We start from the raw sequence: 24,880 nt of genomic DNA on the forward strand, positions 1-24,880 counted from the left end.
GTTTTTTCTCTATTCCTCTGTCTTTATGACCAGGTCCTCCCGGAAACCTTTTCCCATTTTATGTCTTGCTTTTCTGTTTTCTACTGTATCAAAAATAACGGAAAAATCATAGTCTTCCGGATAAAGTTCTGATGCTGCTACTTTCAGTTTCAGACGTTTATGGCTGAAGAGCTTCTTTTCTCTCTTAATCTGTACCAGTACCTGACCATTTTCATCGGCAGGCTTCACTATGATCCCAATCTCCCCTTCCGGCAGAACTGTCACACTGTCCCCGGTAACAAATCTTCTTATTTTAGTTTCTTTTTTCTTCTCTGTCTTTTGAATGGACGGGGCTTTTTCACGCCGCAGCTTCTCCTGTGTATCCGTCAGCTGCAAACTGTCTATGACAGCCTCACTTTTCTCTCCGTACGCCTCTCTGGCTGCGGCACTGAGCATTGCCCCCGGGAAACCAAGCCGCTTTGCAATATAGAGGGCACAGCTTTCTCCCGCCTCGCCTACCTTCAGCCGGTACAAAGGCTTCAAAGTTTCCCTGTCAAACTCCATCCTTGCATTCACCACTTCCGGATACCGGTCTGCGTATTCTTTTACCTCGGGATAATGGGTGGTCACCAGAAATAATGCTCCGCTGTTTCTCAACTCTTCGAGGATCGCCACTGCGATTCCCATTCCTTCCGCCGGGTCGGTCCCGGAACCCAGTTCATCTAATATGACAAGACTGTCTTTCTGACTTCTTTTTAATATTTCCAGAACATTCTTGATGTGTGCTGAAAAGGTAGACAGGTTATCAGAAATATTCTGTCCGTCTCCAATATCACAGAGGATCTCATTCTGCATACAGAGTTCTGCACATTCACAGGGAACATGAAGCCCGGAGCATGCCATCGCGCTCATTAAGGCGACCGTCTTAATTGCTACCGTTTTTCCGCCTGTATTCGGTCCTGTAATGATGACTCCGCGATTTTCTCTGCCTATTTCAAAGTCTAACGGCACACAGGTTTCCCCTGACAGCATTGGATGCCTGGCTTTCTTAAGCCTGATGTAATGCTCTGTATTAATCTCAGGTTCCACTGCATTCATTTCAAGGCTCAGGCGTCCCTTGGCAAATATAAAGTCAAGCTTTTCGATCACACGAATATCTTCTTTCAAAGCTTCCTCATTTTGTGCTGCCAGGCTCGTCAGGCTGTAAAGGATTCTTCTTTCTTCCGAATCCTCCTCAATCTGATAAAGTTCCAGTTCCTCTCTGAGCCCTGCAACTGAAGCAGGCTCCACAAAGATAGTGGCACCGGTGGAAGACTGGTCAACTGCGCTTCCCAAAACCATATTTCTGCATTTTTTACGGACAGGAATACAATACCTTCCGTTTCTTTTCACTACAAATGCATCGCTCAAATACGTTTTATTTGCCCTCAGTGCTTTTTCAGCTTTCTCTCCAATTTTCTCACTGAGCAGAAGCATCTGCTTTCGGATGTCTTTCAGGTATGGTGACGCATAGTCATCTACCCTTCCATTTCTGATACACTGCCTGATCTCCTCTTTCAGGTCATCCAGGGATTCTAAATTCTGGTTATAAAAAGCCAGGCTGATTTGTTCAGCCTCCCCTTTCTTAAGGTAGATCTTCAGCCGTGCGACAGAATTTAAAAACATACATAATTCTTCCAGTTCTTCCGGCAGCAGCAGTGCCCCCGCAGCTGCTTTTTTTATATATTCTTCCATATGGTCCATGGCCGGGAGAGGTGGTGTTCCATATGTCTCCACCATTCCTCTTGCCTGGGATGTGTCATTTATATGTTTCCTCAGCTTCAGTTCAGACAATAAAGGCAGCATCCGGCCGATCCGTTCCTTTGCGCCCGCAGAAAATGCATAGTCTTTGAGCTGCTCTAATATCTGATGATATCCTAATGTTGTCAACGATTTATTTTTCATGATAGATTCCTTTCTCAGTCAAGGCAGAATGATGCCTATTTATCATAGTTTAATTTCCTGAAATAAAATAAAGATCACAGATACATTGCCCCGAAACCGGCACATTCCCTGTGATCTTCTGACAAAAGAATTCTAAATGATAAGAATAAAAAAACACAGCATTACACAGCTATGTTCCAACATCTCTTTCCATCTATATAAAGCGTATGAAACGGGTTTGTAAGGCAAAATATCAGATCAGTCTGCTTTATATGCAGGCTGACAAAAGACAGACCGGCATATCCATACCTGTCGTCCCTGATCAATATTTTATTTTTCTGCAATGCTCATTCCAGAAACCCGTAACACCAAGACACCTCATTTCATTTCTTGTTTTTGTTTATTATAGTCTCTGCTTTTCATATTGTCAACATCCATTTTTATCCTGACACGCGTTGTCAGGGTTTGTCTGAGCATGATCAGGAAATAAAAAAACAGCCTCCTTTAAGTCTCTATCATATCAGACAGTTCTAAAGGAGACCGCTATAAGAATCAAAACAACATCCTAAGAAGTTTAAAGAATTACTTGGCATTCAAATAATTATTATGAGCTAAATCTGTCAGTTCTTCAGATACTTTATCAAAATCAAATCCTGTATTAGCCTTTTTAAACACTTCAAATTTATCACTGTCTATCCCTTCAAATCCTGTATATGCGCCGGCTAACATTCCCGCAATACATGCAATCGTATCGGTATCTCCGCCAATATTTGCGCCGCCGATGATTGTTTTCAATACATCTCCGGAACTTGCTAAGAAAAGACCAATGGCACATGCAGCAGAACTTTGAATAGATCCGTCATTTCCAACACTTCTTTCCAATCTTTCCATCGCTTCGTCCATGTGATCTGAGGTTAAAGCAATTTCTATACTTTTAACAATTTTTTCATAAACTGCAAATCCCGGAGCAATTCTGGCTTCTTCCCTTCCAATTTCTTCTCCACGTTTCGCTCCGTAAAGACAAGCTTTCACAATAGAATATAAATCAGAATCTTCCATTAAAGCATTTGAGATACCACATGCAATTGCACATGCGCCCGAATATCCATGCTGTGTTCCATGGGACGGCTTAGTCATGGTAATTGCAACTTCTATGGTTTTTTCCAAATTTCCAGGAAACAGCAATCCCGCCGGAGCAATTCTCATCGCTGCACCATTGGAAGTTCCACGGTCATATGTTCCGCCCGTTTTCCCCAATTCAACAGGATCTTTACCTGATTTTAAGTCTTCTATCAAATACCTTGTTGTTGGTCCTGCATTTCTTGGATAATACTTCGGATATTTTTCCGACCATTCTATCAAAGCATTTGCTGCATCATTTACCGTAAAATTTCCTTTAGATTTAATGACTGCCAATGCCATTTCATACATCTGAGATGTATCATCTGTAACTTCACCCATCAGGTTATCTTTCACATAAAGATTTAAACTTGGATCTATAAAATCAGTAATTGGTCCCCCATAGTTTTTAATAATTTCATCTCTGCTCCAAGCCTCTGAAGGCGCCCCCATTGCATCTCCCATTCCCGCAGCTACTAAAGTCCCTTTAATCTTGTTATATAAATATTGTTTTTCCATAAAATCTATCTCCTTCTCATACAATTTCTGCTGTGTAAGCTTCTAATTCTTTCTTTTGTTTTTCTTCGATTGCCTTGTCAACTCCGAAGAAATAGGTTAATAAAAATGTCATGGAACAACCAACTAATGTTCCTATCATCAACCCCGTAAATCCTTTGCCAAAGAAAGCCGGCAACGTATATATACCAAACATAACCGGAGCGGTAATCCCTGCTCCACATGCTCCTGTAATAGCTCCGCCTACTGCGCCTCCTACTAATACAAAGTAGAAAGGCTTTCTATATTTTATATTTACCCCATACATTACCGGTTCAATTACTCCGCCGGAGAGTAAACTTGTTACTGTTAAAGATAACGCATTCTGCCGAACCGCTTTATTTTTAACTTTTAATGCAACGGCAAGTCCTGCTGCAATTTGACACATTATACTAGGAGCAAACGCAACTGTAACTCTGTCCACTCCCAAACTATCTATATTCGGGAACTGAATCAATGTCAGTACCAGCCAGTGCATACCAACAATTATGATTACTTGCCACAGTCCTCCGATTACTGCACCAGACAGCAATGGACTAAACTGATATAAACTATTGAATAAATTTACTAATACAGCACCGCCCCAATTCCCAATCGGTCCAATAATTAAGATTGCAATCGGCATTGTAATAATCAAAGCGATCACAGATGAAAATACTGTCTTAAAAAGTTTTGGCAGTAATTTATTTAATAATTTTTGAACATATGATAACAAAAGTATTGTCAGAATTGGCGGCAATATACTTCCGGTATAATTTATATTCGGGACATTAATCCCCAAAAATGAAACCTGTTCATTTGCCTTGAATAATTCCATAAAACCTGGATGCAGCAGCAATCCGGTTAACATCAAAGCCAGTGCCTTATTAGCCTTAAATCTTTCCGCTGCGGACCACGCCACAAGAAACGGAAGGAAATAGAAAAAAGAATCTGATAATGTATTGACCAACTGATAAGTAGTGCTTTCCGGTGACGCACCCATAAATTTTGCTAAGACCAAAATTATTTTCAAAAATCCCATACCCTGCATCGCAGGAATTAATGGCGTAAAGATTGATGCTAATATGCTGAACAATTGATCTAAACGCCCCAAAATACTCTTTTTATCTTCCCCCTGATTTGTATCAGCAGCGCCTTTTTTAGTACCATTCAATTCATAATTACTAATAATATCTTCAAATACATCTGCCACATCTTGTCCAATAATAACTTGATACTGACCCCCGGAATATAATGAACTTGTTACTCCGTCCAGGTTATCAATGGTATCTTTATCTACTTTTTCTTTCTCTTTAAGAACAAACCTTAATCTTGTTACACAGTGCGTTAATGAATTGATATTTTCCACACCACCTACATTAGAAATAATGTTCTTACTTAATTTACTTGCTGACATCATGTTCACCTCCATTTTTGAATGAAACTTGTATACATAAATTATTTTTATTGTTTACATCTTTATCCCCCCTTATAATTGACATCAATTAAATAAAAAAGCCTCAAGGCAGCAAATGATAAATATACTAATATTTATCATTGGTAATGCCTCAAGGCAGAGTTACAATCCAATGCGGAAAAATATATAAATTTTAGGGTAATACGTGACATGCGTTCTTTAGTTATCTAAAATCCTATTGATATGAACCAATAAATATAATTGATCCTCTTCGCTGTATTTCAACTTTAATGTTTTTTTTAAATAGCTTTCTATTTTCTTAAAACATCCATACGTATCCGGAAATTGAGCCTTTATAGATTTAAGAAGCAATTTTGTAGAATCTGAAACTTTCTCTTTTGGTTCTTTCACACGCTGTACAAAATACTTTAAGTGAATCACAAATCTGGAATAGTCAATACTATCCTGATCAATTTTAAAATCAAAGCTTTCTTCCACGATTTTAGTTATCTCTTTAAGAATCTTCGTAACTTTTATTGTATTATTCATATCGTTTTGCATTCCTTCTGCATTGATAATATGCAGTGCAATGCTTGCTGCCTCCCCTTTCGGAAAGCGAATCTGTAAATCCTCCTCTATCATATCCAGAGCTTTATATCCAATCTCCATTTCTGTTTTATATAAATATTTTATATCATTGGTTAATGGATTGGTAATATCTATGGATTTCTTTAATCTTATAACACCAAAATTAATATGGTCGGCTAACATAAATGCCAGACTTGGGTTTAGTTCACAACCGACTTTACTTCTTGCATAATCAACAATTTTAGATGAAACATTAAAAATATCTTCAGGAATTTCAGATAATAATTCCAAATAGCCTGGATCAATATCATAAAAAGTTTTACTAATCAAAGACAAGTCGTTTAATTCATAAGGAATTTCGTGGAATCCAATTCCTTTCCCGAAAATTACTACTTCTTTTCCCTTAGGATCTACCCCTAATGCAACGTTGTTATTAATTTTTTTAGTAATCCTCACAAAGAAATCCCCCCCTTCTTCTTAAAATAAATAATTTTAATGCTTATCTATTCACTCTTGGTATACTTTATCACTTCTGACTTACTGCGCTCTACTTCTTTCCCTGTATTTTTAAACTCTAATTTAAAATCCCCAGTATTTGTTATAATCATCGGCGTAGTTAAATTCACTGACTTCTCTTTCATAAAATTCCTGTCGATTCTAACTAATGGTGTTCCTACTTTTACCTTTTGATCCGTCTTAACGAATACTTTAATGCCTTCCCCATTAAGCTCCACAGTATCTAATCCAATGTGTATAATTATTTCAATCTCTCCGCTTTTTATGCCAATTGCATGAGAGGTATCCGCAACCATAACTACTGTCCCGTTACATGGAGAACATATCATATCATCCTCATAAATGAATGCCACACCGTCCCCTATCATTCTCTCTGAAAACACTTTATCCGGAACTTCTGATAAATCTATACACAATCCATTGACTGGTGACATCATAACACCATCTGAATTTTTATTCTTATTAAAAAAGTTAAACATATTTCCCCTTTCCACAAAGAACAAAGTGGGCAAGCCCACACCTCAACTCCCAACCCTCAATCTTTGAGGGCTTGATAACTTTGCGTGCCATATACGATTTGCCGAAGGCAAATGATTTCCCTGCGCATCTGTGTACAACCCGCAGAGCGTTTTTATTTTATTAGGAAAGACCGCAGAACTTTCCTATAAAATAAAAAACTCTTCTCAGCACACCTAATACACTAAAGGTAATGCCTCGAAGAGTTACAATCCTATCTATGCCCTCATTATAACATCTTATCAAAAATAGTCAATATATTTTCACGGATTTGAAAAGGAAAATTTATCATAATTTTACACTTACAATTATCGCCCCATTTTGTTTATTCTGTATCCTGACACACGTTGTCAGGGTTTGTCTGATATAATAGAGAGACAAGGAGGTGAAACGATTGCATGAAAGCCGCTTATTCAAAATCCTTTACTATCTGTTGGAAAAAGGACAGGCAACTGCACCTGAACTGGCCTCAAAATTTGAAGTATCTGTGAGAACCATTTACCGCGATATTGATGTAATGAGCAGTGCAGGTATTCCAGTGTATGCCGCCGCGGGAAGGGACGGCGGTATTAAACTGTATGATGATTTTATCATCAGCAAAGCTTTGCTGTCTGAGTCTGATATTCAGGATATCTTTATCGGTCTTCAGAGCTTATCCGCTGCCCAATATTCCGATCATGAAGGTACATTAGAAAAACTAGGTGCTCTTTTTAAGAAGACAAATACAGACTGGATTGAAATTGATTTTTCCCGCTGGGGAGCCTGCGTTCAAAAAGAACATGAAATCTTTTCTCTGCTGAAAATTTCTGTTTTAAAAAGGCAGGAAATTGTATTTTGTTATTATAATTCCAGGGGAGAGGTCAGTGAAAGGCGGTGCCGTCCGATAAAATTATTATATAAAGACAGATCGTGGTATTTGTTTGGATTCTGCTGCAAAAGAAATGATTACAGATTATTCCGTGTCTCAAGGATGAGGAGTCTGAAGCTCACAGAAGTTATGTTTGATGAAATTCCTCATGATAACTTAAACATTTTGCCGCTGCCTGAGGACATGGAAGTATTAAATGAAATAGAACTTCGGTTTCCATTAGACATGGGGCATAGGGTTTTAGATATTTTCAGTGAAGAGGCGATCATACAAAACGATCAACAGTTTATTGTAAAAGCATCACTTCCCCGGAACGAATGGCTGTATGAAATGCTGTTATCTTTCGGAGAAAATGTCGAAATTGTACGTCCGATCAGCTTAAAAGAAGAAATCATAGAGCGCTGCGAAAAAGCTCTCAACCATCACAAAGGAGCAGAATCATGAATATAAAAAAGAGTTTACAAAGCATAGATGCTTCGGGCAGTAATTTTTATTTCAATGACGTCGATGTTATCCCAGAGAATATCAATGCTGTACTTATTAATGAAGTCGTCCCCAAAGATCCTGAGAACGATTTCTATGGAAAACAGGATGGAGAATATCTTTCTGCTGCTGTCCGTCTTTTCCAAAACGCAGGAATAGAAGCAAACACGTCAGAGGAACTTCTGAACTTAGGTATTTATATTACAAATGCAGTAAAGAAACCAAAATCTCACACTTTCCTTGAAAGAAGCATGATCGAAGAAAGCCTGCCTTTTCTTGAAAAGGAGCTCGCCTTATTTCCTAACGTTCAGGTAGTCATGCTGATGGGGGATGTGGCAAAAAAAGCAATGAATATGATCGCTAAAAGAACAACGAAAAGAAATGTGATTCCTGCTGTTTCAACATACAAACTGCGCCACAGCGAAATATACTATAAAAATATACGGCTAATGCCCTCCTATATTATGACAGGAAAAAACATACTGATTGAAAAGTCGAAGTTTCAGATGGCTTGTGAAGATATTTCTAACATGATTAATATGATCAATCGTGATCCTGTATTTCATCTTCATCAGCAATGAATTCTTTACAAACTTTTAAATTAGTGGTATATTTTAAGTAGAAAAAGGAACAACCGTCCAAAGCGGTTTGACCTAATAATAAAAGCAGGAAATCCACCCTATTACTTGCCAAAGTTCTCAAGGGTGGTTTTTCTATGCGTAACTAATGACTAATCAAATATATGAAGGTCAGTAGTGCAATCAAAAATAATCCGAACTGCATCAAGTCATTAAAACTGAATTTGTTCTTCATTGGCACCACCTCCATTCTATGTAGAATGAAGGTCAAACCACCCTGTAACACGGTTGTTCCATAACCAAATTTTATCACATCATTTTAATTATTACAATTTCTAAATTGTATATTTTAGTAAAACTTTATATTTTTCAACAAAACAGAAACCCCACGAAAACTTGCTGTTTTCATGGGGCTGATTAATTCTCTTATATATTTTTTTACTATCTCTTTGAGAACTGTGGGGCACGACGTGCAGAACGAAGTCCCGGTTTCTTTCTTTCCTTCATACGTGGATCTCTGGTTAAGTATCCTGCTTTCTTTAATACCGGGCGGAAGTCTCCGTCAACCTGTAATAAAGCTCTGGAAATACCGTGGCGGATTGCTCCTGCCTGTCCTGTAAATCCACCGCCGATAACATTAACTAAAACATCGTATTTTCCGAGAGTGTCAGTAGCAACCAATGGCTGGCGTACGACTACTTTTAATGTCTCTAATCCTAAATATTCGTCGATATCTCTTTTATTGATTGTGATTTTTCCTGTTCCTGGTACTAAATATACTCTAGCGATACTGCTTTTTCTTCTACCAGTTCCGTAATATTTTGCTGTAGCCACTTAATCGTCCTCCTTCTTAATACTTGATCTCTAATGCTTTTGGCTGCTGAGCCTGATTGTTGTGCTCTGCGCCTGCATATACGTGAAGTTTCTTAATCATTGCTCTTCCCAAAGGACCTTTTGGAAGCATACCTTTTACTGCAAGATAAATAACATCTTCAGGCTTTTTCGCCATTTTTTCTTTTAAAGTCGTCTCTTTCATTCCGCCTACATAATCAGAGTGATTGTAGTAGATCTTCTGGTCTAATTTCTTTCCAGTTACCTGGATTTTATCTGCGTTCACAACGATCACGTTATCGCCTGTGTCGATGTGAGGAGTATAAGTCGGCTTATTCTTTCCTCTTAAAACTTTTGCGATCTCTGATGCTAAACGTCCTAATGTATGTCCTGTGGCGTCAACTACATACCATTCTCTTTCAATTGTTGATGGGCTTGCCATAAAGCTCTTCATGGTTCTTCCTCCTAAATTTCTCAATCAATGTGTCTTCTATATAAAATACTCCCTCCGGGGCATTGGGGTAAGCATTTTCTTTTATGTCACATTTTCATATTATATAACACTGACCGGGGTGTGTCAATAAATTTTCTCCAAAAATTATGAAACAAAATTGGACATACCCTATGATCAGCCGCAGTGATTTTGTTCTGCATACTTCTTAATATTGGAAACATTACAGTGCGTCTCGAATTCGTCCCCACGCAGTACGACCAGAGACGGAGCCTGCATAATCCCGTATTCCTGCACCAATTCCTGATGTTCCTCGGCATCCACGATTTCAAACGGAATCCGGGAACTTTTAAGGACCTCTCCGGCCATCTTACAGTTCGGACAAGTTTTGGTTGTAAACAGAAGCATCTTCTGGGCTTCTTCCATCTTCTTTTCCGCCTCTGAGGCAAAGCTTATGTCTTTTTTCGGAGTCTTGGATGCCTTCAGAACAGAATTTTTGGGATCGTACAGTTTCCTTTCTTTATATTCCTGCCGTTTTCCATCGTTCCAGTTCTGGACCGGACGATAATAACCCGTAATCCTGCTGTATACCTCCGTTTTTTGTCCGCAGTCAGGACATTCATAAACCTCCCCGTTTATATAACCGTGGTTGCTGCACACAGAATAGGTCGGTGAAATCGTATAATATGGAAGGCGGTAATTTTCTGCGATCTTTTTCACCAGAGCCGCGGCTGCTTTCCAGTCCGGAAGTTTCTCTCCAAGGAAAGTGTGGAAAACTGTCCCTGACGTATATAATGTCTGTAATTCATCCTGAATATCCAGCGCATCAAAAACATCGTCTGTATATCCCACCGGCAGATGGGAACTGTTCGTGTAAAACGGTGTTCCTTCGTCTTCTGAAGCTGTGATAATGTCCGGGAACTCTGCCACGTCATGCTTCGCCAAGCGGTATGTCGTAGATTCGGCCGGAGTCGCTTCAAGATTATAAAGGTCACCGTATTCTTCCTGGTAATCTGACAGGCGGTTTCTCATATGATTCAATACTTCCTTAGCAAATTCCTGTGCCTTTTCTTCGGTCAGATCCGCCTTGATCCAGCCGGCATTGAGGCCCGCTTCATTCATTCCGATCAGCCCGATGGTAGAAAAGTGATTGTTAAAAGAATCCAAATAACGTTTCGTATAAGGATACAGTCCCTCATCGAACAATTTCGTGATAATCGTTCTTTTTATCTTTAAGGATCGTGCTGACACATCCATCAAATGATCCAGCCTGTGATAGAACTCTTTTTCATCTTTAGAAAGGTAAGCAATCTTAGGCAGATTGATCGTAACCACTCCTACAGATCCGGTGCTCTCTCCGCTGCCGAAAAATCCCCCTGCTTTTTTACGCAGTTCTCTTAAATCCAGGCGCAGACGGCAGCACATACTGCGCACATCACTCGGCTGCATTTCACTGTTGATATAATTAGAAAAATACGGAGTTCCGTATTTGGCGGTCATTTCAAACAGAAGCCGGTTATTTTCCGTGTCAGACCAGTCAAAGTCTTTTGTAATAGAATAGGTAGGGATCGGATACTGGAAGCCCCGTCCTTCGGCATCCCCTTCGATCATGACTTCGATAAAGGCCTTGTTCACCATGTCCATCTCTTTTTTGCAGTCTTTATACCGGAAGTCCATCTCTTTGCCGCCAACGATCGCAGGGAGCTCCGCCAGATCATCCGGCACGGTCCAGTCCAAAGTAATATTAGAAAAAGGAGCCTGGGTGCCCCATCGGCTCGGAATATTAACACCGAAAATAAAGGACTGCACACATTTTTTCACTTCATAGTAGGACAGATTGTCTGCCTTTACAAACGGTGCAAGATATGTATCAAAAGAGGAGAATGCCTGGGCTCCGGCCCACTCATTCTGCATGATGCCAAGGAAATTGACCATCTGATTGCACAGTGTGGACAAATGCTTCGCCGGTGCGGAGGTAATCTTACCGCGCACGCCTCCCAGCCCCTCCTGGATCAGCTGCTTTAAAGACCAGCCCGCGCAGTAACCGGTCAGCATAGAAAGGTCGTGGATATGAATGTCCGCATTCCTGTGGGCATCGGCAATCTCATCATCATAGATCTCGGAAAGCCAGTAATTCGCCGTGATGGCCCCGCTGTTGCTTAAAATCAGTCCCCCGACGGAATATGTCACGGTAGAGTTTTCTTTTACCCTCCAGTCACTGGCTTTCACATAACTGTCCACCAGCTCTTTATAATCCAGAATTGTAGACTTCATATTCCGGATCTTTTCTCTCTGTTTTCTGTATAAAATATATCCTTTTGCCACATCGGCATAGCCTGCCTGGATCAGCACAGACTCCACGCTGTCCTGAATGTCTTCAACCGCGATCACATCATTTTTTACTTTCGGCTCAAAATCTGATGTGACTTTAAGCGCCAGCAGATCGATCACACTCGGATGATACTGTTTTTCTTTGGCTTCAAATGCCCTTGTGATGGCAGTGGATATCTTCTGGATATCAAATTCTGCCTTGGTTCCGTCTCTCTTTATTACATAATACATGACTCACACACCCCATTCTTTCTATATGTTCAACACTTAAAATTATAGCACCATATAAAACAAAGTCAACATATTGTATGTTTTTATCTATACAGGCACAATATATTGTTATAATCCCCTTAATTCTACATTCGGCACTTTTTCTCTCAAAATATCCGCCAGTGTCTCCATTTCTTCCTTCCCATAGGCACTGAGTCTCAAATCCGGTACATGATCAGAGGGTTCAAAACTCTGAAGGAAATATGGTTCATCTCCGGAAATCCACTCTCCGATCTCTTCGATATCCTCCCCGCTGTGAAGTTCCCTCACCACCGTGGTACGAAACTCAAACGGTACATTTCCTTCCATGAGGAATCTGACGCTCTCCTCCACCGGTTCTATCTGAAATGCTTCCACTCCCGCCGTGGCAGCATATTTCTTTTTGGAATTTTTTATGTCCATGGCCACATAGTCCAAAAGGCCCTCTCCGACCAGCCTTTTGAGCCTTTCCGGAAAGCTTCCGTTGGTATCCAGCTTCACCAGATAGCCGAGTTCCTTCATCTCTCTGATAAGCCCTGAAAGTCCGGTGTGAAGCAGCGGTTCTCCTCCGGAAATACAGACTCCGTCCAGGATTCCTCTCCGCTTCCTTAAAAAGGCCAGCAAATCTTTTTCTAAAAGCCCCGGCTCCTCCTTCCGCGGAGAGATCAGCTCAGCATTGTGGCAGAACGGGCAAAAAAAATTACACCCGCCGGTAAATACCGTGCAGGCGACTTTTCCCGGATAATCCAGGAGTGTTGACTTTTGCAGTCCCATAATCTTCATCTAATCCGCTTCCTTTTCTTCATCCATGTAATGTATGTTGATGAGTGTCAGTCCTTTTGCCGGAGCATTTGGACCTGCCTTTCCTCTCTTCGGATGCAGGAAAAGTTCCCTGACCCACTCCGGATCCTTCCTGCCCCTTCCGATGGAGATTAGAGTTCCTGCCATCATCCGCACCATGTTATATAAAAATCCGTTTCCCGTGACTCTCATGGTAATATACCGGCCGTTCTGCCTCACTTCGCACTCATAGATCGTGCGCACCGTGGTCTTTGTAGGACTCCCTGTGGTAGAAAAGCTTAAAAAGTCATGCTCACCTAAAAAGCAGCGGGCAGCTGTGCGCATACGCTCCGCATCCAGCGGCACATACACGAAGTGATGGTGCCTTGCCGTGACCGGGTTATCAAATTCTGCATTGTAAATCGTATACTCGTAAGTTTTCCTCGTATCCTGATATCTGGGATGGAAATCGTCTTTTACTTCACTGGAAGACTGTATGACAATATCATCCGGCAGCCTCTGGTTCAGAGCCCTGGCGATCCTTTCACCCGGAATCTCCGTCTCCGTGTCAAACACTGCCACATTCCCGAGGGCATGTACCCCGGAGTCGGTGCGGCTGGCACCGATCACCGTAATCTCTTCTCCCAAAAGACTGCCAAGCTTCTCATTGAGAATCCCTTCTATGGTCGTATCCTTTGGCTGTATCTGCCAGCCGCAGTAATTTGTCCCGTCATATGCCACTTCTAATTTTATCCGTTTCATAGAATACCTCACGCCTATCTTCCGACCGGACAGAAAAATCCCAGGTAAATCATCAGTGCCAAAAACAAAGCCAAAAACAGATAGGCCAGCAGGTCTCTTCTGCAGTATTTGAGAGGCTTCATCTTCGTCCGTCCGTCCCCTCCGTGGTAGCACCTGGATTCCATGGCCAGGGCCAGGTCATTGGCTCTCCTTACCGCCGCCACAAACAGCGGCACTACGATCGGCACCATGCTCTTCATCCGGTGCAGAAAACTTCCATTTTTAAAATCCACTCCCCTTGCAGTCTGGGCCTTCATGATCTTGTCCAGCTCCTCTGTGAGGATCGGGATAAACCTTAGGGCAATCGACATCATCATCGCAATCTCATGCACAGGAATTTTGATCAGCTTCAAAAATCCCAGGGACTTTTCGAGCCCGTCTGTGAGCTCATTGGGTGTGGTAGTAAAGGTCATAAGGGAAGTGCCCAATACAAGCATCACCAGCCTTGTGCCCAGATAAACGGCTGTGATGACTCCTTCTTTGGTGATCCTGATAACACCGAAATGTACGATCGCCTCCCCCGGTATGAAGAAAATATTGATGACAACGGAGAAAAGCAAAATAACGCCAACGGCTTTCAGCCCCCTGACAATAAAAGAAAGAGGTACAGTGGAAAGGCCGATCATCAAAGCCAAAAACAGCAGAGAAGCCGCATAAGTCAGCGGGGACTTTGAGAAAAACAAGGTTATGACAAAAATCAATGTCCCCACCAGCTTTACCCTCGGGTCCAGCCGGTGAAGAATAGAATCTGATCTGTAATATTGTCCTATGGTGATGTCTTTAATCATATGTTTGTTCCTTCTTTAATGTTTTTAGGATTGCCCTCCTGGCATCTTCAAGGGTCAGGATCTCTCCCTCAACAGGAAATCCTTTTTCTTTCAGATCATTGGCCAGGAGTCTGAAAAACGGTACGGACAGTCCCATCTGCTCCAGTTCTTCCTGATGGGAAAACACCTCTTCCTTATCCCCGTCAAATTCCAGCCGCCCACGGTTCATGACGATCATCCTGTCTACATAGGATGCAATGTCTTCCATACTGTGGGATACAAGTATGATCGTGATACCCTGTTCCTGATTGAGACGCTTCAGCAGTTCTAAAAGCTGTACCCTTCCCTCAGGGTCCAGACCGGCGGTCGGTTCATCCAGAATAAAATATTCAGGCTTCATTGCCAGAATGCCTGCGATAGCTACTCTGCGCTTCTGTCCTCCGGACAGTTCAAACGGCGACTTTCCGAACAGTTCTTCTGAGATCCCCACGTCTTTGAGTGCCTCCTTCGCGGCTTTGACAGCTTCTTCTTTGGATGCCCCAAAGTTCATAGGGCCGAAACAGACATCCTCCAGTATGGTTGTCTCAAACAGCTGGTGTTCCGGATACTGAAAACACAGGCCGACCTTTCCCCGGAGGCTCTTGATATCATAATTGTCATCGTGGATATTCTTTCCCTCAAAATACACCCTTCCTTTTGTAGGTTCCATGAGACCGTTCAGATGCTGGATCAGCGTAGACTTACCCGATCCCGTGTGTCCGATGATGCCGATAAATTCTCCCTCTCCGATCTCTAAATCTATATCGATCAGCGCGGGCTTCTTTATATCCGAATTATCTTCATATATATAACTTACTTTTTCTAAACTAATTGACATAACTCTTCCACCAGTTCTTCCCTTGTCGTTATCGCATCAGAAAGCCTGATACCCTCCTTTTTAAGCTCGTAAGCAAGCTCTGTGGCAAACGGAACTTCAAGCCCGTACCCTTTCAGCTCCTTAACATGGGCAAACACTTCCTTTGGCGTTCCGCTCATTACGACCTTTCCCTGATCCATGACAAACACTTTGTCAGCCAACAGTACCTCTTCCATATCATGTGTGATTAAAATGATCGTGATCTCTTTTTCTTTGTTTAGTTCCCTGGACAGGGACAAAACATCCTGCCTTCCCTTAGGATCCAGCATCGCGGTGGGCTCGTCCAAGATAATACACTCCGGTTCCATAGCCATGATCCCTGCAATGGCTATGCGCTGTTTCTGTCCGCCGGATAAATGGTTGGGGCTTGCACTGCGGTAAGCGGTCATTCCGACGCCCTCCAGTGCCCCTGCCACGCGGCTCCAGATGTCTTTTGTGGGAACGCCGATATTTTCCGGGCCGAAGGCTACATCTTCTTCTACTACAGAACCGACAATCTGGTTGTCCGGGTTTTGAAATACAATTCCTGCACTTTGGCGGATCTTCAGGAGCTTTTCATGGTCTCTTGTATCCATACCCTTTAAACAGACAGAGCCGGATGTGGGCTGCAGCAGTCCGTTGATATGTTTTGCCAGGGAAGATTTGCCGGAGCCGTTGTGTCCAAGAATGGCAATGAACTCCCCTTTTTCCACCGACATATCCACACCATTTACGGCATTTATTGTCTGAGTTTCCTCTTCCTTCTCCCCATACGTTATATATTGATGAATTAAATCTTTGATCTGTAATATTGACATTGGTTTCTCCTTTGACATATGCTCCATTATATCAATAAAATTCTCTGGAAACAATAGGTATTCATTGACATTCCCACGGTTAGACCATATACTTAGGGTAGAAATAAGCACCGCTTAAAACGGTCTTTATATTTTGGCAAAACCGGGGAAATCCGGTGACGCAAAGCCAAGGGCCTAAACCATTTACTGGTACGGCAGCCGGTTGCTCCATTTTACCTACGGGACTATTGTACTTTCATAGCCCTCTCGATGGATTTTGTACTGCATATTTTCTATGCAGTTTGACTTACGTTGCATTTTTTAAGATAAAATCGACTCCGGCAGGATACCGCCGGAGTTTTTTATTTTAGTATCATGACAACATATCAAATAAGGGGGAGATTACTATGAAACGCTTGAAAAAGCCTGCTGCGTGGCTGACCGCAATATTTCTTGCACTCGGCCTTGCAACTCTGGGCAACTTAAGTTATGCGGCGGAGGAACCACTGGAAGCAAAGAAGGACCTTCAGGCGGCATCCTCTTCAGAGAATGTGGCTGCATCTGAGGAAGAAAAACCTGCATCTGCTGACAGGCCGACAGAGACAGCCGAAAGTCAGCAGACAACTACAGCACCTGAACCAGAGGTTACCGAGACCTCAAAGAAAGAGACGACAGAAGCCCAAAACTCAGCTGCAGCCAAAATTTCCAATGAAGGAGTATCTGAAAAAGACGTGAAAATGAAAAAAACTGCTGCAAGTGATCAGGAAATCATGATCGAAGGCAGTACACTCTATGCTCAGGGCACTTCCATCGTGATCAAGAAGGATTCCGACGGCAAAGCCTATGTCTTTGATGCCTCCGGTAATTCCCGTCTGTCTGACACACCGGTTACGAGCGGTTTTACAATCTATGGCGGAGGAAAGAATAAACCCGCAAAAGGAAATGTAACGATTGACATCCAAAATGTACAGGTGTCCAGAATATATGGAGGAGGTTTTTCCGATGGTACCGGAAATGCGGATCTGAGTGGAAATGTCTCCATTAAAGTCTCAGGTACTGTGAATGCTTCTTCAGTGTGTGGAGGAGGATATGCCAATGCATCCAAGGGAAATGCCAGTGCCAATGTATCCGGATCTGTCACTGTTGACATTCCCTCTGTCCCGTCCAGCAACCATGGCAACCTATACGGAGGCGGCTATGCGTATACCACCGGAGCATATAATGCCTCAGCGGATGTAGCCTCAGTAAACATAAGTGTCACGAGCAGGACATATTCTCTGCGCGGAGGCGGCTATGCCACAGCAAACGGGGACGGTAAAGCCTCTGCAGATGTATCTGGTTCTGTTTCCTGTACAATGAAAAGTGTAGACATCCGTGAAGTATATTCGGGCGGTTATGCCAGCGGAGCCAACGCTCATGCAAGCTGCGGCTCCATCACCTCTTCCTTTGCAGGAAGCGGAAATGAAGTCATGATCTTCCACGGCGGCGGGGATGCGAGCAATCAGGCCTGCGCCGATGTTTCCGGCAGTATCACTGCCAATCTGAGCAACTGTTCCAATATATATGGCTATGTCACGGCAGGAGGTACAGCCTCCGGCGGAGGTTCTGCCGATGTAAACGGTTCTGTTTCCCTGAATGTAGTCAATTCTGTGTCTCCGGTAGGAGAGCAGTGGGGTAATCTGGTGGCTGCCGCTTTTCACACCGGCGGTCAGGCTTCAGGTCAGGGCTCCAGCGCAGATGTAAAAGGTACCTGCTCTACACTTTACAAAGACAGTGAAATCGTAGGCACGATTGTGGGAGGCGGAGAATCCGTCAGCGGAGGTTCTGCCAGATCCGGAAAAATTTCTTTTTCCCTCGAAAATGTAAAGGGAAACGAATATAAAGGAACCATGTACTACGGCGACTACATCTTAGTCGGGGAGGTGGATGACGAGAGTTCCAGGAGTCTTGCAGAGTCCTCACAGGCCGCTATGACCGTCACTAACAGTAAAACAGAATTTCTCTGGGGAGGCCTTTTGCTCAAGGGAAATTCCCTGTCCTGCAAAACAGGATCTGATCTTATCATAAAAGACAGCGCATCAACTTTTGACGGTATTGCTCATTTTGATACTTTATCAGTAAGCCATCCGATTACGGTCAGTTCCTTTGAACCAAAATCTGACGGTGTCCCGACACTTTTAAAAGTTACAGGACTTTCAGCCGGAAAAACTGCAGTGACGTTCCATGGCAGCGGTGCAGAACAAAATTGGTTTGCACTGAGAAACGGAACTTTAAACTACAATGAAACAGCGGAATCTGCGGTCTGGAAGATCGCGTCCTATAATACACCTTCCGGCTCCATCGCCGTACAGCAGCCCCCGGAAGCCCCTGGAGTGGCCTTGGAAAACAGCGATGCAGGCCATTTTCTGACGCAGGAAGACCGGGAAAAAATAAACACCGGAAGCAGTATAGAAATTGTCCTGAATTCTTCTCCCGTATCTGATCCGCCTACAGATATCAGCAAACTCCTGGAGAAGGAAATGGACCGCACCCAGACTCAGCCTGCGGTCATCTTGGATCTCAATCTCATGAAGGTCATTGACGATGTGCCGGAAAGTATTCATACTTTAACCTCACCATTAAAACTTACCTTCGATGTACCTGAGGAATACCGAAAAGAAAACAGACAGTTTCAGGTTATCCGCATTCATGAAGAATCTGACGGAAGCTACAGCGCTGACACTCTGAATAATTTAAGTACAGAGCCTGACAAGGTAACTGTCGAAACTGACCGGTTTTCTGTTTATACCCTTGTATATAAGGACCAGGCTTCAGCAGCCTCAGAGTCTGCTGTCAATACAACTTCTGCCGGGGGAGATAAGAATACCTCTGATAAAAAGAACACTTCCCGCAGCAAAACTGCTATAGGGAAAAAAGACATTGTACAAAAAACCGCGTCCAATAAAAAAATCTCTAAATCAGATTCCAAAGGACAGGGCTACGTCGGCAGTACGGCCAATACAGCCGATACACACCGCAGTTTCCCTTCTCTTCTTCTAATCCTTTCCGGAAGCCTGATCTGTGGCAGCTTCCTGCTTAAAAAACGCACAGGCTTATAAAAAAGCAATTCAAAAACCGGATGAAATTATATTTACATGATTTCATCCGGTTTTTCTGTGATGGTGCTGAGCATTCAGAGAAAGCGTCTCCGGCCCAAAATTCATGGCAAAAAAAGAAGCAGGATAAAATCTGCTTCTTTTTCAAAATATGGCTCTTATTATACTAATTCGATCAATACTTCTAAGGCACCGTCACCTTTACGCTGTGCGATCTTTACGATCCTTGTATACCCACCATTTCTATCGGCATACTTCGGTGCATATTCGTTAAATAACTTTTCTGTAAGATCAACAGTCTTTGTATTGGCTTTTTTGCCTGCAAGCTCTGTCGGAACTTCCTTCACCGGGTATAATACCTTTAACATCTGTCTTCTTGCATGAAGACGGGAAGGCATATCCTTTGTGATCTCTTTTTTCACTGTCTCGTATACAGTAACTTTCTTTCCGTCAACAACTTCTTTGACACGTTTTCCGTCGCTGTCTTTCTTTGCTACTTTAGCGTCAACAGTGACTGTCTCAAAGTTGTCTTTTTCTCTGACTGCCATTGCAATCAGTTTCTCAGCGATCTTGCGGATCTCTTTTGCCTTTGCTTCAGTCGTAACAATCTTGCCTCTGTATAAAAGATCTGTTACCTGTGAACGCAGTAATGCTTTTCTCTGAGAAGATGTTCTTCCTAATTTTCTGTACTTTGCCATTATAATGACCTCCTGTGATTTTTCGCCATGCTTACTTCATACCTTCAGCCTAGGCGGGTCTTTTTATGATTTCTTATTCATCCCCTGAATTTAATGCCAATCCAAGTTCATTTAATTTCGCTAGAACTTCTTCCAATGATTTACGTCCTAAGTTGCGGACCTTCATCATATCTTCTGAAGTCTTGTTGGTCAGTTCTTCCACAGTATTGATTCCTGCTCTCTTCAGGCAGTTATAAGAGCGAACGGATAATTCCAGTTCATCAATGCTCATCTCCAGAACCTTTTCTTTCTCGTCATCTTCCTTTTCAACCATGACTTCTGCTGTCTTGGCATTCTCGGAGAGATCTACGAACAGGTTCAGATGTTCGCACAATACTTTGGCAGCGAGGCTGACCGCCTCGTCCGGTGAAAGGGTTCCGTTTGTAAAGACATCCAAAGTAAGTTTATCGTAGTCTGTCACCTGTCCCACACGGGTATTTTCCACCTTTAGATTCACACGCTCTACCGGAGTATAGATTGCATCGACTGCAATCTCATCGATAGAGTTGCCTTCCTTGTCTGCTTTGTCGGCACCGACATAACCGCGGCCTTTTGTGATCGTAAGTTCCATATCCAGATGTGCGTCATCTCCGCTCAATGTCGCGATGACCATATCAGGATTTAAAATCTCGATATCACTGTCAGCCTTGATGTCACCGGCAGTCACGACACCGCTTCCGGAGCACTCAATAAAGGCCTGTTTTGGTTCGTCCGTAGAACTGTTATTCTTAATCGCCAGGGACTTGATGTTCATGATGATCTCAGGGACATCCTCTTTCACTCCCGGAACGGAACTGAACTCATGCAGTACACCTTTGATCTTTACAGCACTGACTGCAGCGCCCGGCAGAGATGAGAGCATGATCCTCCTTAAGGAATTTCCGAGTGTCGTTCCGTAGCCGCGCACTAACGGCTCGACTACAAAACGCCCGAAACGGTTATCTTCAGAAATCTCACTAATCTCAATATTTGGCTTTTCAAATTCAAACATTTAAGCCCTCCTTCTGGGTTAGGAATTTGTTGAGGGTTATTACGATTATTTAGAATATAACTCGACGATCAGTGTCTCATTTACAGGAACGTCGATCTCTTCTCTTGCAGGTAATTCCTTTACAGTTCCGCTCAGTGCTTCCTGGTTTGCTTCTAACCAAGAAGGAACCATTCTTCCGCCGGTTACTTCTAAGATTTCTTTGTATCTAGGAGAAGTTTTGTGGTTTTCTTTGATCTCAATCACATCACCTACTGATACTCTGTAAGAAGGGATGTTGACAGTTTTGCCGTTTACAAGCACATGCTTGTGGTCAACGATCTGTCTGCATTCTTTTCTTGTTCTTCCGAATCCGAGACGGAATAATACATTGTCAAGTCTCAGTTCCAGAAGTGTCATAAGGTTTACACCTGTCTGACCTTTCATTTTTTCTGCTTTTGCGTAGTAATTTCTGAACGGTTTTTCTAATACACCGTAGATAAACTTCGCTTTCTGTTTTTCACGGAGCTGAAGTCCGTACTCACTCTTTTTTCTATTTCCTCTTGTTGAGGTTCTGTTAGACTTTTTGTCGATTCCTAAAAATACAGGATCGAGGCCTAAGGATCTACATCTTTTTAAGACTGGAGTTCTGTCAATTGCCATCTTTCAAATTCCTCCTAAATTAAACTCTTCTGCGTTTTGGTGGGCGACATCCATTGTGAGGTACCGGTGTTACATCTTTGATGCTTGTAACTTCCAGACCAGCAGCTGATAAAGCACGAATTGCTGCTTCTCTTCCTGATCCCGGTCCTTTCACCATAACGTCCACTGTTTTCAAACCGTGTACTAATGCTGCTTTTGTCGCTGTCTCAGCAGCCATCTGTGCCGCATAAGGAGTAGATTTTTTGGATCCTCTGAATCCTAATCCACCTGCACTGGCCCAAGAAAGAGCATTTCCCTGAGCATCAGTTAATGTAACGATTGTATTATTAAAAGATGACTGAATGTGTGCCTGTCCGTGCTGAACATTCTTTTTCACACGTTTTTTAGCCGCTTTTTTTGTAACTTTAGCCATAATTAACTCTTTACCTTTCTTTAAACTAAACCATATCCACTAAACAGCCAGAAAACCTGACAACCCAACGGGGCGTGTCATGTGTTTCCGTCCAAAGTATACCATCAAAGATATGATGGCCCATGTGTAAGCTGTTATTTTTTCTTGTTTGCAACAGTTTTCTTAGGACCTTTACATGTTCTGGCATTTGTCTTTGTCTTCTGTCCACGGCAAGGCAGTCCCTGTCTATGGCGTTTTCCTCTGTAAGATCCTATTTCTTTTAATCTCTTGATATTAAGAGCGATTTCTCTTCTTAAGTCTCCCTCTACTGTCTGTGACTCAGAGATAACTTCGCTGATTCTGCGAACTTCATCATCTGTCAGGTCACGTACACGAGTATCCGGGTTTACATTTGCTTCTGATAAAATACGTTTAGAGCTTGTAAGACCGATTCCATAAATATAGGTAAGTCCAATCTCCACACGTTTTTCTCTTGGTAAATCAACACCTGAAATACGAGCCATGTTTTTTCTTCCTCCAAAAATTATTCATTTTAATGTTGTTCAGGGGCAATCCATATATCCGCGTACGGTGAAATGATATATATGTCTCTAGCCTGACTACGATTTTATCTATATAAATATCAGCATGGAATCTGCGTTCCATACTGCAGCCGCCTAACAAAAAGTATTACTGTATGGTACCTTGGATACAGTAATATAAACACACAAAGAACAAAGATAGGAATCCTTGCTACGTGAAATAGAAATTATCCCTGTCTCTGTTTGTGCTTCGGATTCTCACAGATCACTCTGACAGAACCTTTTCTTCTAATTACCTTGCATTTTTCACACATAGGTTTTACAGATGCTCTAACTTTCACTTGTAATTCTCCTTTCTCAAAACGTTCGGATTCAATTATATCATCATGCTATCTGATTTTCAAGGCTTTTCTTATTTATCTCTCCAAATAATTCTTCCCTTTGACAGGTCATACGGAGAAAGTGCAAGAGTAACCTTGTCACCCGGAAGGATCTTGATGTAATTCATTCTGAGCTTTCCGCTGATATGTGCCAAAATCACATGTCCTCCCTCGATCTCTACCTTAAACATCGCATTCGGCAGTTTCTCCAATACGATTCCTTCTACTTCAATTGCTTCTGACTTTGCCATTTTTCCGACTCCTTTTTCTACTTTGATAATGATAATAATTCGTAACCATCTTCGGTTATTAAGATTGTATTTTCATAATGGGCGGCAAGGCTTCCGTCTGCCGTTACAACGGTCCAGTCATCAGAAAGCCATTCCACTTTCCATGTTCCGGCGTTCACCATCGGTTCTACAGCCAGTGTCATTCCTGCCCTGAGCTTCATGCCTTTTCTTCGTTCCTTGAAGTTTGGGATCTGGGGGTCCTCATGGAGATGAGTTCCGATCCCATGGCCCACCAGGTCTCTCACCACAGAATAGCCATTATTCTCTACGTATCTCTGAATTGCCTCGGAAATGTCAAATAGATGATTCCCTTCTTTGGCAAACTTCATACCTTCAAAAAAGCTTTCCTTTGTGACCCTGATCAGGCGGGCTGCTTCCTCTGAGATCTCCCCGACGCCATAGGTCCTGGCGGCGTCAGAGTGGTATCCCTGATAGATGACCCCTGCATCCAGGCTGACAATATCTCCGTCCTTTAAAATCCGCTCCTTCTTTGGGATGCCGTGGACCACTTCGTCATTGACAGACACACAGATGGATGCCGGGTAACCATTGTAATTCAGAAAAGAAGGAATACACCCGTATTCCCTTATGATCTTTTCCCCGAACTGGTCAATCTCTAAAGTAGAAATTCCCGGTTTGATGATCTCGGCCAAACGGTCATGCGTCTCTTCCAAGATCTTACCGGCCTCTCTCATTTGTTCGATTTCTTTTTTTGATTTGATCGTCACTGCCATGTTAATCTTATGCCTCTAAAATGCTTTTGATCTCATCAAATACTACATCAATGTGCCTTGTGCCGTCGATCTCATGCAGGCTGCCTGCACTCTTATAGTGAGAAATCAGCGGTGCGGTCTGTTCGTGATAAACATCCAGCCTTTTCTTCACTGTCTCTTCCTTGTCGTCATCTCGGAGGATCAGCTCGCCGCTGCATATATCACAGATTCCTTCTGATTTCGGAGGATTATATTTTGCGTGGAAGATCGCACCGCATTCCCTGCAGGAACGTCTTCCGGACATCCGGTCGATGATATTCTCATCGGGAACCTCGATATCCAGCGCATAATCAATTTTCATATCTTTTGCGGCGAGAGCCGCATCCAACGCTTCTGCCTGAGGAATCGTCCTTGGGAATCCATCTAAAATGAAGCCCTTTTGGCAGTCGTCTTTCTCAATCCTGTCAACCACAAGATCAACTACCAGCTCATCCGGAACCAGCAGTCCCTGGTCCATATACTCTTTGGCTTTTTTGCCAAGCTCGGTTCCATTCTTGATATTCGCCCTGAAAATGTCACCGGTCGAAATATGCGGAATGTTATACTGCTCTGCAATCTGCTTTGCCTGAGTTCCCTTTCCTGCTCCTGGAGCCCCCAACATAATAATCTTCATAATGAA

General features: G+C 42.6%; 25 protein-coding genes and 1 riboswitch. Of the genes, 3 read left to right on the forward strand and 22 right to left on the reverse strand.

Annotated elements, in window-relative coordinates:
* Positions 1-9: 9 nt before the first annotated feature.
* The 5 genes from ANCC_RS15590 to ANCC_RS15610 form a co-directional block, all read right to left on the reverse strand.
* Positions 10-1,923, reverse strand: a complete 1,914-nt coding sequence (locus tag ANCC_RS15590; RefSeq protein ID WP_006568533.1) for an endonuclease MutS2 — start codon at positions 1,921-1,923, stop codon at positions 10-12.
* A 561-nt stretch (positions 1,924-2,484) separates the two neighbouring features.
* Positions 2,485-3,540, reverse strand: a complete 1,056-nt coding sequence (locus ANCC_RS15595; RefSeq protein WP_039946961.1) for an ADP-ribosylglycohydrolase family protein — start codon at positions 3,538-3,540, stop codon at positions 2,485-2,487.
* A 16-nt stretch (positions 3,541-3,556) separates the two neighbouring features.
* Positions 3,557-4,975 (reverse strand): PTS transporter subunit EIIC, encoded by a 1,419-nt coding sequence (locus ANCC_RS15600; protein ID WP_233458289.1) that lies wholly within the window; start codon positions 4,973-4,975, stop codon positions 3,557-3,559.
* Positions 4,976-5,191: 216 nt separating this feature from the next.
* Positions 5,192-6,016, reverse strand: coding sequence for a PRD domain-containing protein (locus ANCC_RS15605; RefSeq protein WP_006568529.1), 825 nt, complete (start codon positions 6,014-6,016; stop codon positions 5,192-5,194).
* Positions 6,017-6,063: 47 nt separating this feature from the next.
* The gene (locus ANCC_RS15610) at positions 6,064-6,555 is read right to left on the reverse strand and encodes a PTS sugar transporter subunit IIA (protein WP_006568528.1); all 492 of its coding nucleotides are present in this window, start codon (positions 6,553-6,555) and stop codon (positions 6,064-6,066) included.
* Positions 6,556-6,986: 431 nt separating this feature from the next.
* Between ANCC_RS15610 and ANCC_RS15615 the strand changes: the two genes are divergently transcribed.
* Positions 6,987-7,904 (forward strand): helix-turn-helix transcriptional regulator, encoded by a 918-nt coding sequence (locus ANCC_RS15615; protein WP_039946959.1) that lies wholly within the window; start codon positions 6,987-6,989, stop codon positions 7,902-7,904.
* Positions 7,901-8,524 (forward strand): uracil-DNA glycosylase family protein, encoded by a 624-nt coding sequence (locus tag ANCC_RS15620; protein ID WP_006568526.1) that lies wholly within the window; start codon positions 7,901-7,903, stop codon positions 8,522-8,524. The genes ANCC_RS15615 and ANCC_RS15620 overlap by 4 nt, the downstream gene beginning before the upstream one ends.
* A gap of 438 nt (positions 8,525-8,962) precedes the next feature.
* Here the strand turns inward: ANCC_RS15620 and rpsI are convergent, their stop codons facing one another.
* From rpsI to ANCC_RS15660, 8 genes are all read right to left on the reverse strand, one after another.
* The gene (rpsI, locus tag ANCC_RS15625; RefSeq protein WP_006568524.1) at positions 8,963-9,355 is read right to left on the reverse strand and encodes a 30S ribosomal protein S9; all 393 of its coding nucleotides are present in this window, start codon (positions 9,353-9,355) and stop codon (positions 8,963-8,965) included.
* Positions 9,356-9,371: 16 nt separating this feature from the next.
* Positions 9,372-9,806: a 50S ribosomal protein L13 gene (rplM, locus tag ANCC_RS15630; RefSeq protein WP_006568523.1), complete on the reverse strand. Its 435-nt coding sequence runs from the start codon at positions 9,804-9,806 to the stop codon at positions 9,372-9,374.
* 174 nt (positions 9,807-9,980) lie between these two features.
* The gene (locus tag ANCC_RS15635) at positions 9,981-12,365 is read right to left on the reverse strand and encodes a ribonucleoside triphosphate reductase (RefSeq protein WP_006568522.1); all 2,385 of its coding nucleotides are present in this window, start codon (positions 12,363-12,365) and stop codon (positions 9,981-9,983) included.
* Between the two features lie 108 nt (positions 12,366-12,473).
* Entirely contained in the window at positions 12,474-13,166 is a 693-nt protein-coding gene (locus tag ANCC_RS15640; RefSeq protein WP_006568521.1) for an anaerobic ribonucleoside-triphosphate reductase activating protein, read from the reverse strand.
* Complete coding sequence (gene truA / locus ANCC_RS15645) at positions 13,167-13,925, reverse strand: tRNA pseudouridine(38-40) synthase TruA (RefSeq protein WP_006568520.1); 759 nt, start codon at positions 13,923-13,925, stop codon at positions 13,167-13,169.
* A 14-nt stretch (positions 13,926-13,939) separates the two neighbouring features.
* A complete protein-coding gene (locus ANCC_RS15650; RefSeq protein WP_006568519.1) occupies positions 13,940-14,752 on the reverse strand; it encodes an energy-coupling factor transporter transmembrane component T family protein in 813 nt (270 codons plus the stop codon).
* A complete protein-coding gene (locus ANCC_RS15655; RefSeq protein ID WP_006568518.1) occupies positions 14,745-15,608 on the reverse strand; it encodes an energy-coupling factor transporter ATPase in 864 nt (287 codons plus the stop codon). Before ANCC_RS15655 ends, ANCC_RS15650 begins: the two co-directional genes overlap by 8 nt.
* Complete coding sequence (locus ANCC_RS15660) at positions 15,593-16,444, reverse strand: energy-coupling factor transporter ATPase (RefSeq protein WP_022260815.1); 852 nt, start codon at positions 16,442-16,444, stop codon at positions 15,593-15,595. Before ANCC_RS15660 ends, ANCC_RS15655 begins: the two co-directional genes overlap by 16 nt.
* Positions 16,445-16,569: 125 nt before the next feature.
* A riboswitch (cyclic di-GMP riboswitch) is annotated at positions 16,570-16,654 on the forward strand.
* A gap of 176 nt (positions 16,655-16,830) precedes the next feature.
* Here ANCC_RS15660 and ANCC_RS15665 point away from each other — a divergent pair.
* Positions 16,831-19,521, forward strand: coding sequence for an autotransporter outer membrane beta-barrel domain-containing protein (locus ANCC_RS15665; protein WP_156340720.1), 2,691 nt, complete (start codon positions 16,831-16,833; stop codon positions 19,519-19,521).
* Between the two features lie 158 nt (positions 19,522-19,679).
* Here the strand turns inward: ANCC_RS15665 and ANCC_RS15670 are convergent, their stop codons facing one another.
* The 9 genes from ANCC_RS15670 to ANCC_RS15710 all read right to left on the reverse strand — a co-directional run bounded on the left by ANCC_RS15670 (position 19,680) and on the right by ANCC_RS15710 (position 24,874).
* Complete coding sequence (locus ANCC_RS15670; protein ID WP_006568513.1) at positions 19,680-20,216, reverse strand: bL17 family ribosomal protein; 537 nt, start codon at positions 20,214-20,216, stop codon at positions 19,680-19,682.
* A gap of 73 nt (positions 20,217-20,289) precedes the next feature.
* A complete protein-coding gene (locus ANCC_RS15675) occupies positions 20,290-21,246 on the reverse strand; it encodes a DNA-directed RNA polymerase subunit alpha (protein ID WP_006568512.1) in 957 nt (318 codons plus the stop codon).
* Positions 21,247-21,291: 45 nt separating this feature from the next.
* On the reverse strand, positions 21,292-21,885 hold the full coding sequence (gene rpsD, locus ANCC_RS15680) for a 30S ribosomal protein S4 (RefSeq protein WP_006568511.1): 594 nt from the start codon (positions 21,883-21,885) through the stop codon (positions 21,292-21,294).
* Positions 21,886-21,904: 19 nt separating this feature from the next.
* Complete coding sequence (rpsK, locus tag ANCC_RS15685) at positions 21,905-22,297, reverse strand: 30S ribosomal protein S11 (protein WP_006568510.1); 393 nt, start codon at positions 22,295-22,297, stop codon at positions 21,905-21,907.
* A gap of 134 nt (positions 22,298-22,431) precedes the next feature.
* Entirely contained in the window at positions 22,432-22,800 is a 369-nt protein-coding gene (gene rpsM / locus ANCC_RS15690) for a 30S ribosomal protein S13 (protein ID WP_006568509.1), read from the reverse strand.
* A gap of 245 nt (positions 22,801-23,045) precedes the next feature.
* Positions 23,046-23,159, reverse strand: a complete 114-nt coding sequence (gene rpmJ, locus ANCC_RS15695; RefSeq protein ID WP_024729360.1) for a 50S ribosomal protein L36 — start codon at positions 23,157-23,159, stop codon at positions 23,046-23,048.
* 71 nt (positions 23,160-23,230) lie between these two features.
* Positions 23,231-23,449 carry a translation initiation factor IF-1 gene (infA, locus tag ANCC_RS15700; RefSeq protein ID WP_006568508.1) on the reverse strand — a complete coding sequence of 73 codons (219 nt, stop codon included), beginning with the start codon at positions 23,447-23,449 and terminating at the stop codon, positions 23,231-23,233.
* Between the two features lie 17 nt (positions 23,450-23,466).
* Positions 23,467-24,222 carry a type I methionyl aminopeptidase gene (gene map / locus ANCC_RS15705; RefSeq protein ID WP_006568507.1) on the reverse strand — a complete coding sequence of 252 codons (756 nt, stop codon included), beginning with the start codon at positions 24,220-24,222 and terminating at the stop codon, positions 23,467-23,469.
* Positions 24,223-24,229: 7 nt separating this feature from the next.
* Entirely contained in the window at positions 24,230-24,874 is a 645-nt protein-coding gene (locus ANCC_RS15710; RefSeq protein ID WP_006568506.1) for an adenylate kinase, read from the reverse strand.
* Between the last annotated feature and the right edge of the window lie 6 nt (positions 24,875-24,880).

This window comes from Anaerostipes caccae L1-92 (genome assembly GCF_014467075.1).
Taxonomy (GTDB): domain Bacteria; phylum Bacillota; class Clostridia; order Lachnospirales; family Lachnospiraceae; genus Anaerostipes; species Anaerostipes caccae.

Coding starts and splice junctions, on each gene's coding strand:
- ANCC_RS15590 (WP_006568533.1), bottom strand. CDS start 1,923: ATGAAAAATAAATCGTTGACAACATTAGGATATCATCAGATATTAGAG.
- ANCC_RS15595 (WP_039946961.1), bottom strand. CDS start 3,540: ATGGAAAAACAATATTTATATAACAAGATTAAAGGGACTTTAGTAGCT.
- ANCC_RS15600 (WP_233458289.1), bottom strand. CDS start 4,975: ATGATGTCAGCAAGTAAATTAAGTAAGAACATTATTTCTAATGTAGGT.
- ANCC_RS15610 (WP_006568528.1), bottom strand. CDS start 6,555: ATGTTTAACTTTTTTAATAAGAATAAAAATTCAGATGGTGTTATGATG.
- ANCC_RS15620 (WP_006568526.1), top strand. CDS start 7,901: ATGAATATAAAAAAGAGTTTACAAAGCATAGATGCTTCGGGCAGTAAT.
- rplM (WP_006568523.1), bottom strand. CDS start 9,806: ATGAAGAGCTTTATGGCAAGCCCATCAACAATTGAAAGAGAATGGTAT.
- ANCC_RS15635 (WP_006568522.1), bottom strand. CDS start 12,365: ATGTATTATGTAATAAAGAGAGACGGAACCAAGGCAGAATTTGATATC.
- ANCC_RS15640 (WP_006568521.1), bottom strand. CDS start 13,166: ATGAAGATTATGGGACTGCAAAAGTCAACACTCCTGGATTATCCGGGA.
- truA (WP_006568520.1), bottom strand. CDS start 13,925: ATGAAACGGATAAAATTAGAAGTGGCATATGACGGGACAAATTACTGC.
- ANCC_RS15650 (WP_006568519.1), bottom strand. CDS start 14,752: ATGATTAAAGACATCACCATAGGACAATATTACAGATCAGATTCTATT.
- ANCC_RS15655 (WP_006568518.1), bottom strand. CDS start 15,608: ATGTCAATTAGTTTAGAAAAAGTAAGTTATATATATGAAGATAATTCG.
- ANCC_RS15660 (WP_022260815.1), bottom strand. CDS start 16,444: ATGTCAATATTACAGATCAAAGATTTAATTCATCAATATATAACGTAT.
- ANCC_RS15665 (WP_156340720.1), top strand. CDS start 16,831: ATGAAACGCTTGAAAAAGCCTGCTGCGTGGCTGACCGCAATATTTCTT.
- ANCC_RS15670 (WP_006568513.1), bottom strand. CDS start 20,216: ATGGCAAAGTACAGAAAATTAGGAAGAACATCTTCTCAGAGAAAAGCA.
- ANCC_RS15675 (WP_006568512.1), bottom strand. CDS start 21,246: ATGTTTGAATTTGAAAAGCCAAATATTGAGATTAGTGAGATTTCTGAA.
- rpsD (WP_006568511.1), bottom strand. CDS start 21,885: ATGGCAATTGACAGAACTCCAGTCTTAAAAAGATGTAGATCCTTAGGC.
- rpsK (WP_006568510.1), bottom strand. CDS start 22,297: ATGGCTAAAGTTACAAAAAAAGCGGCTAAAAAACGTGTGAAAAAGAAT.
- rpsM (WP_006568509.1), bottom strand. CDS start 22,800: ATGGCTCGTATTTCAGGTGTTGATTTACCAAGAGAAAAACGTGTGGAG.
- infA (WP_006568508.1), bottom strand. CDS start 23,449: ATGGCAAAGTCAGAAGCAATTGAAGTAGAAGGAATCGTATTGGAGAAA.
- map (WP_006568507.1), bottom strand. CDS start 24,222: ATGGCAGTGACGATCAAATCAAAAAAAGAAATCGAACAAATGAGAGAG.
- ANCC_RS15710 (WP_006568506.1), bottom strand. CDS start 24,874: ATGAAGATTATTATGTTGGGGGCTCCAGGAGCAGGAAAGGGAACTCAG.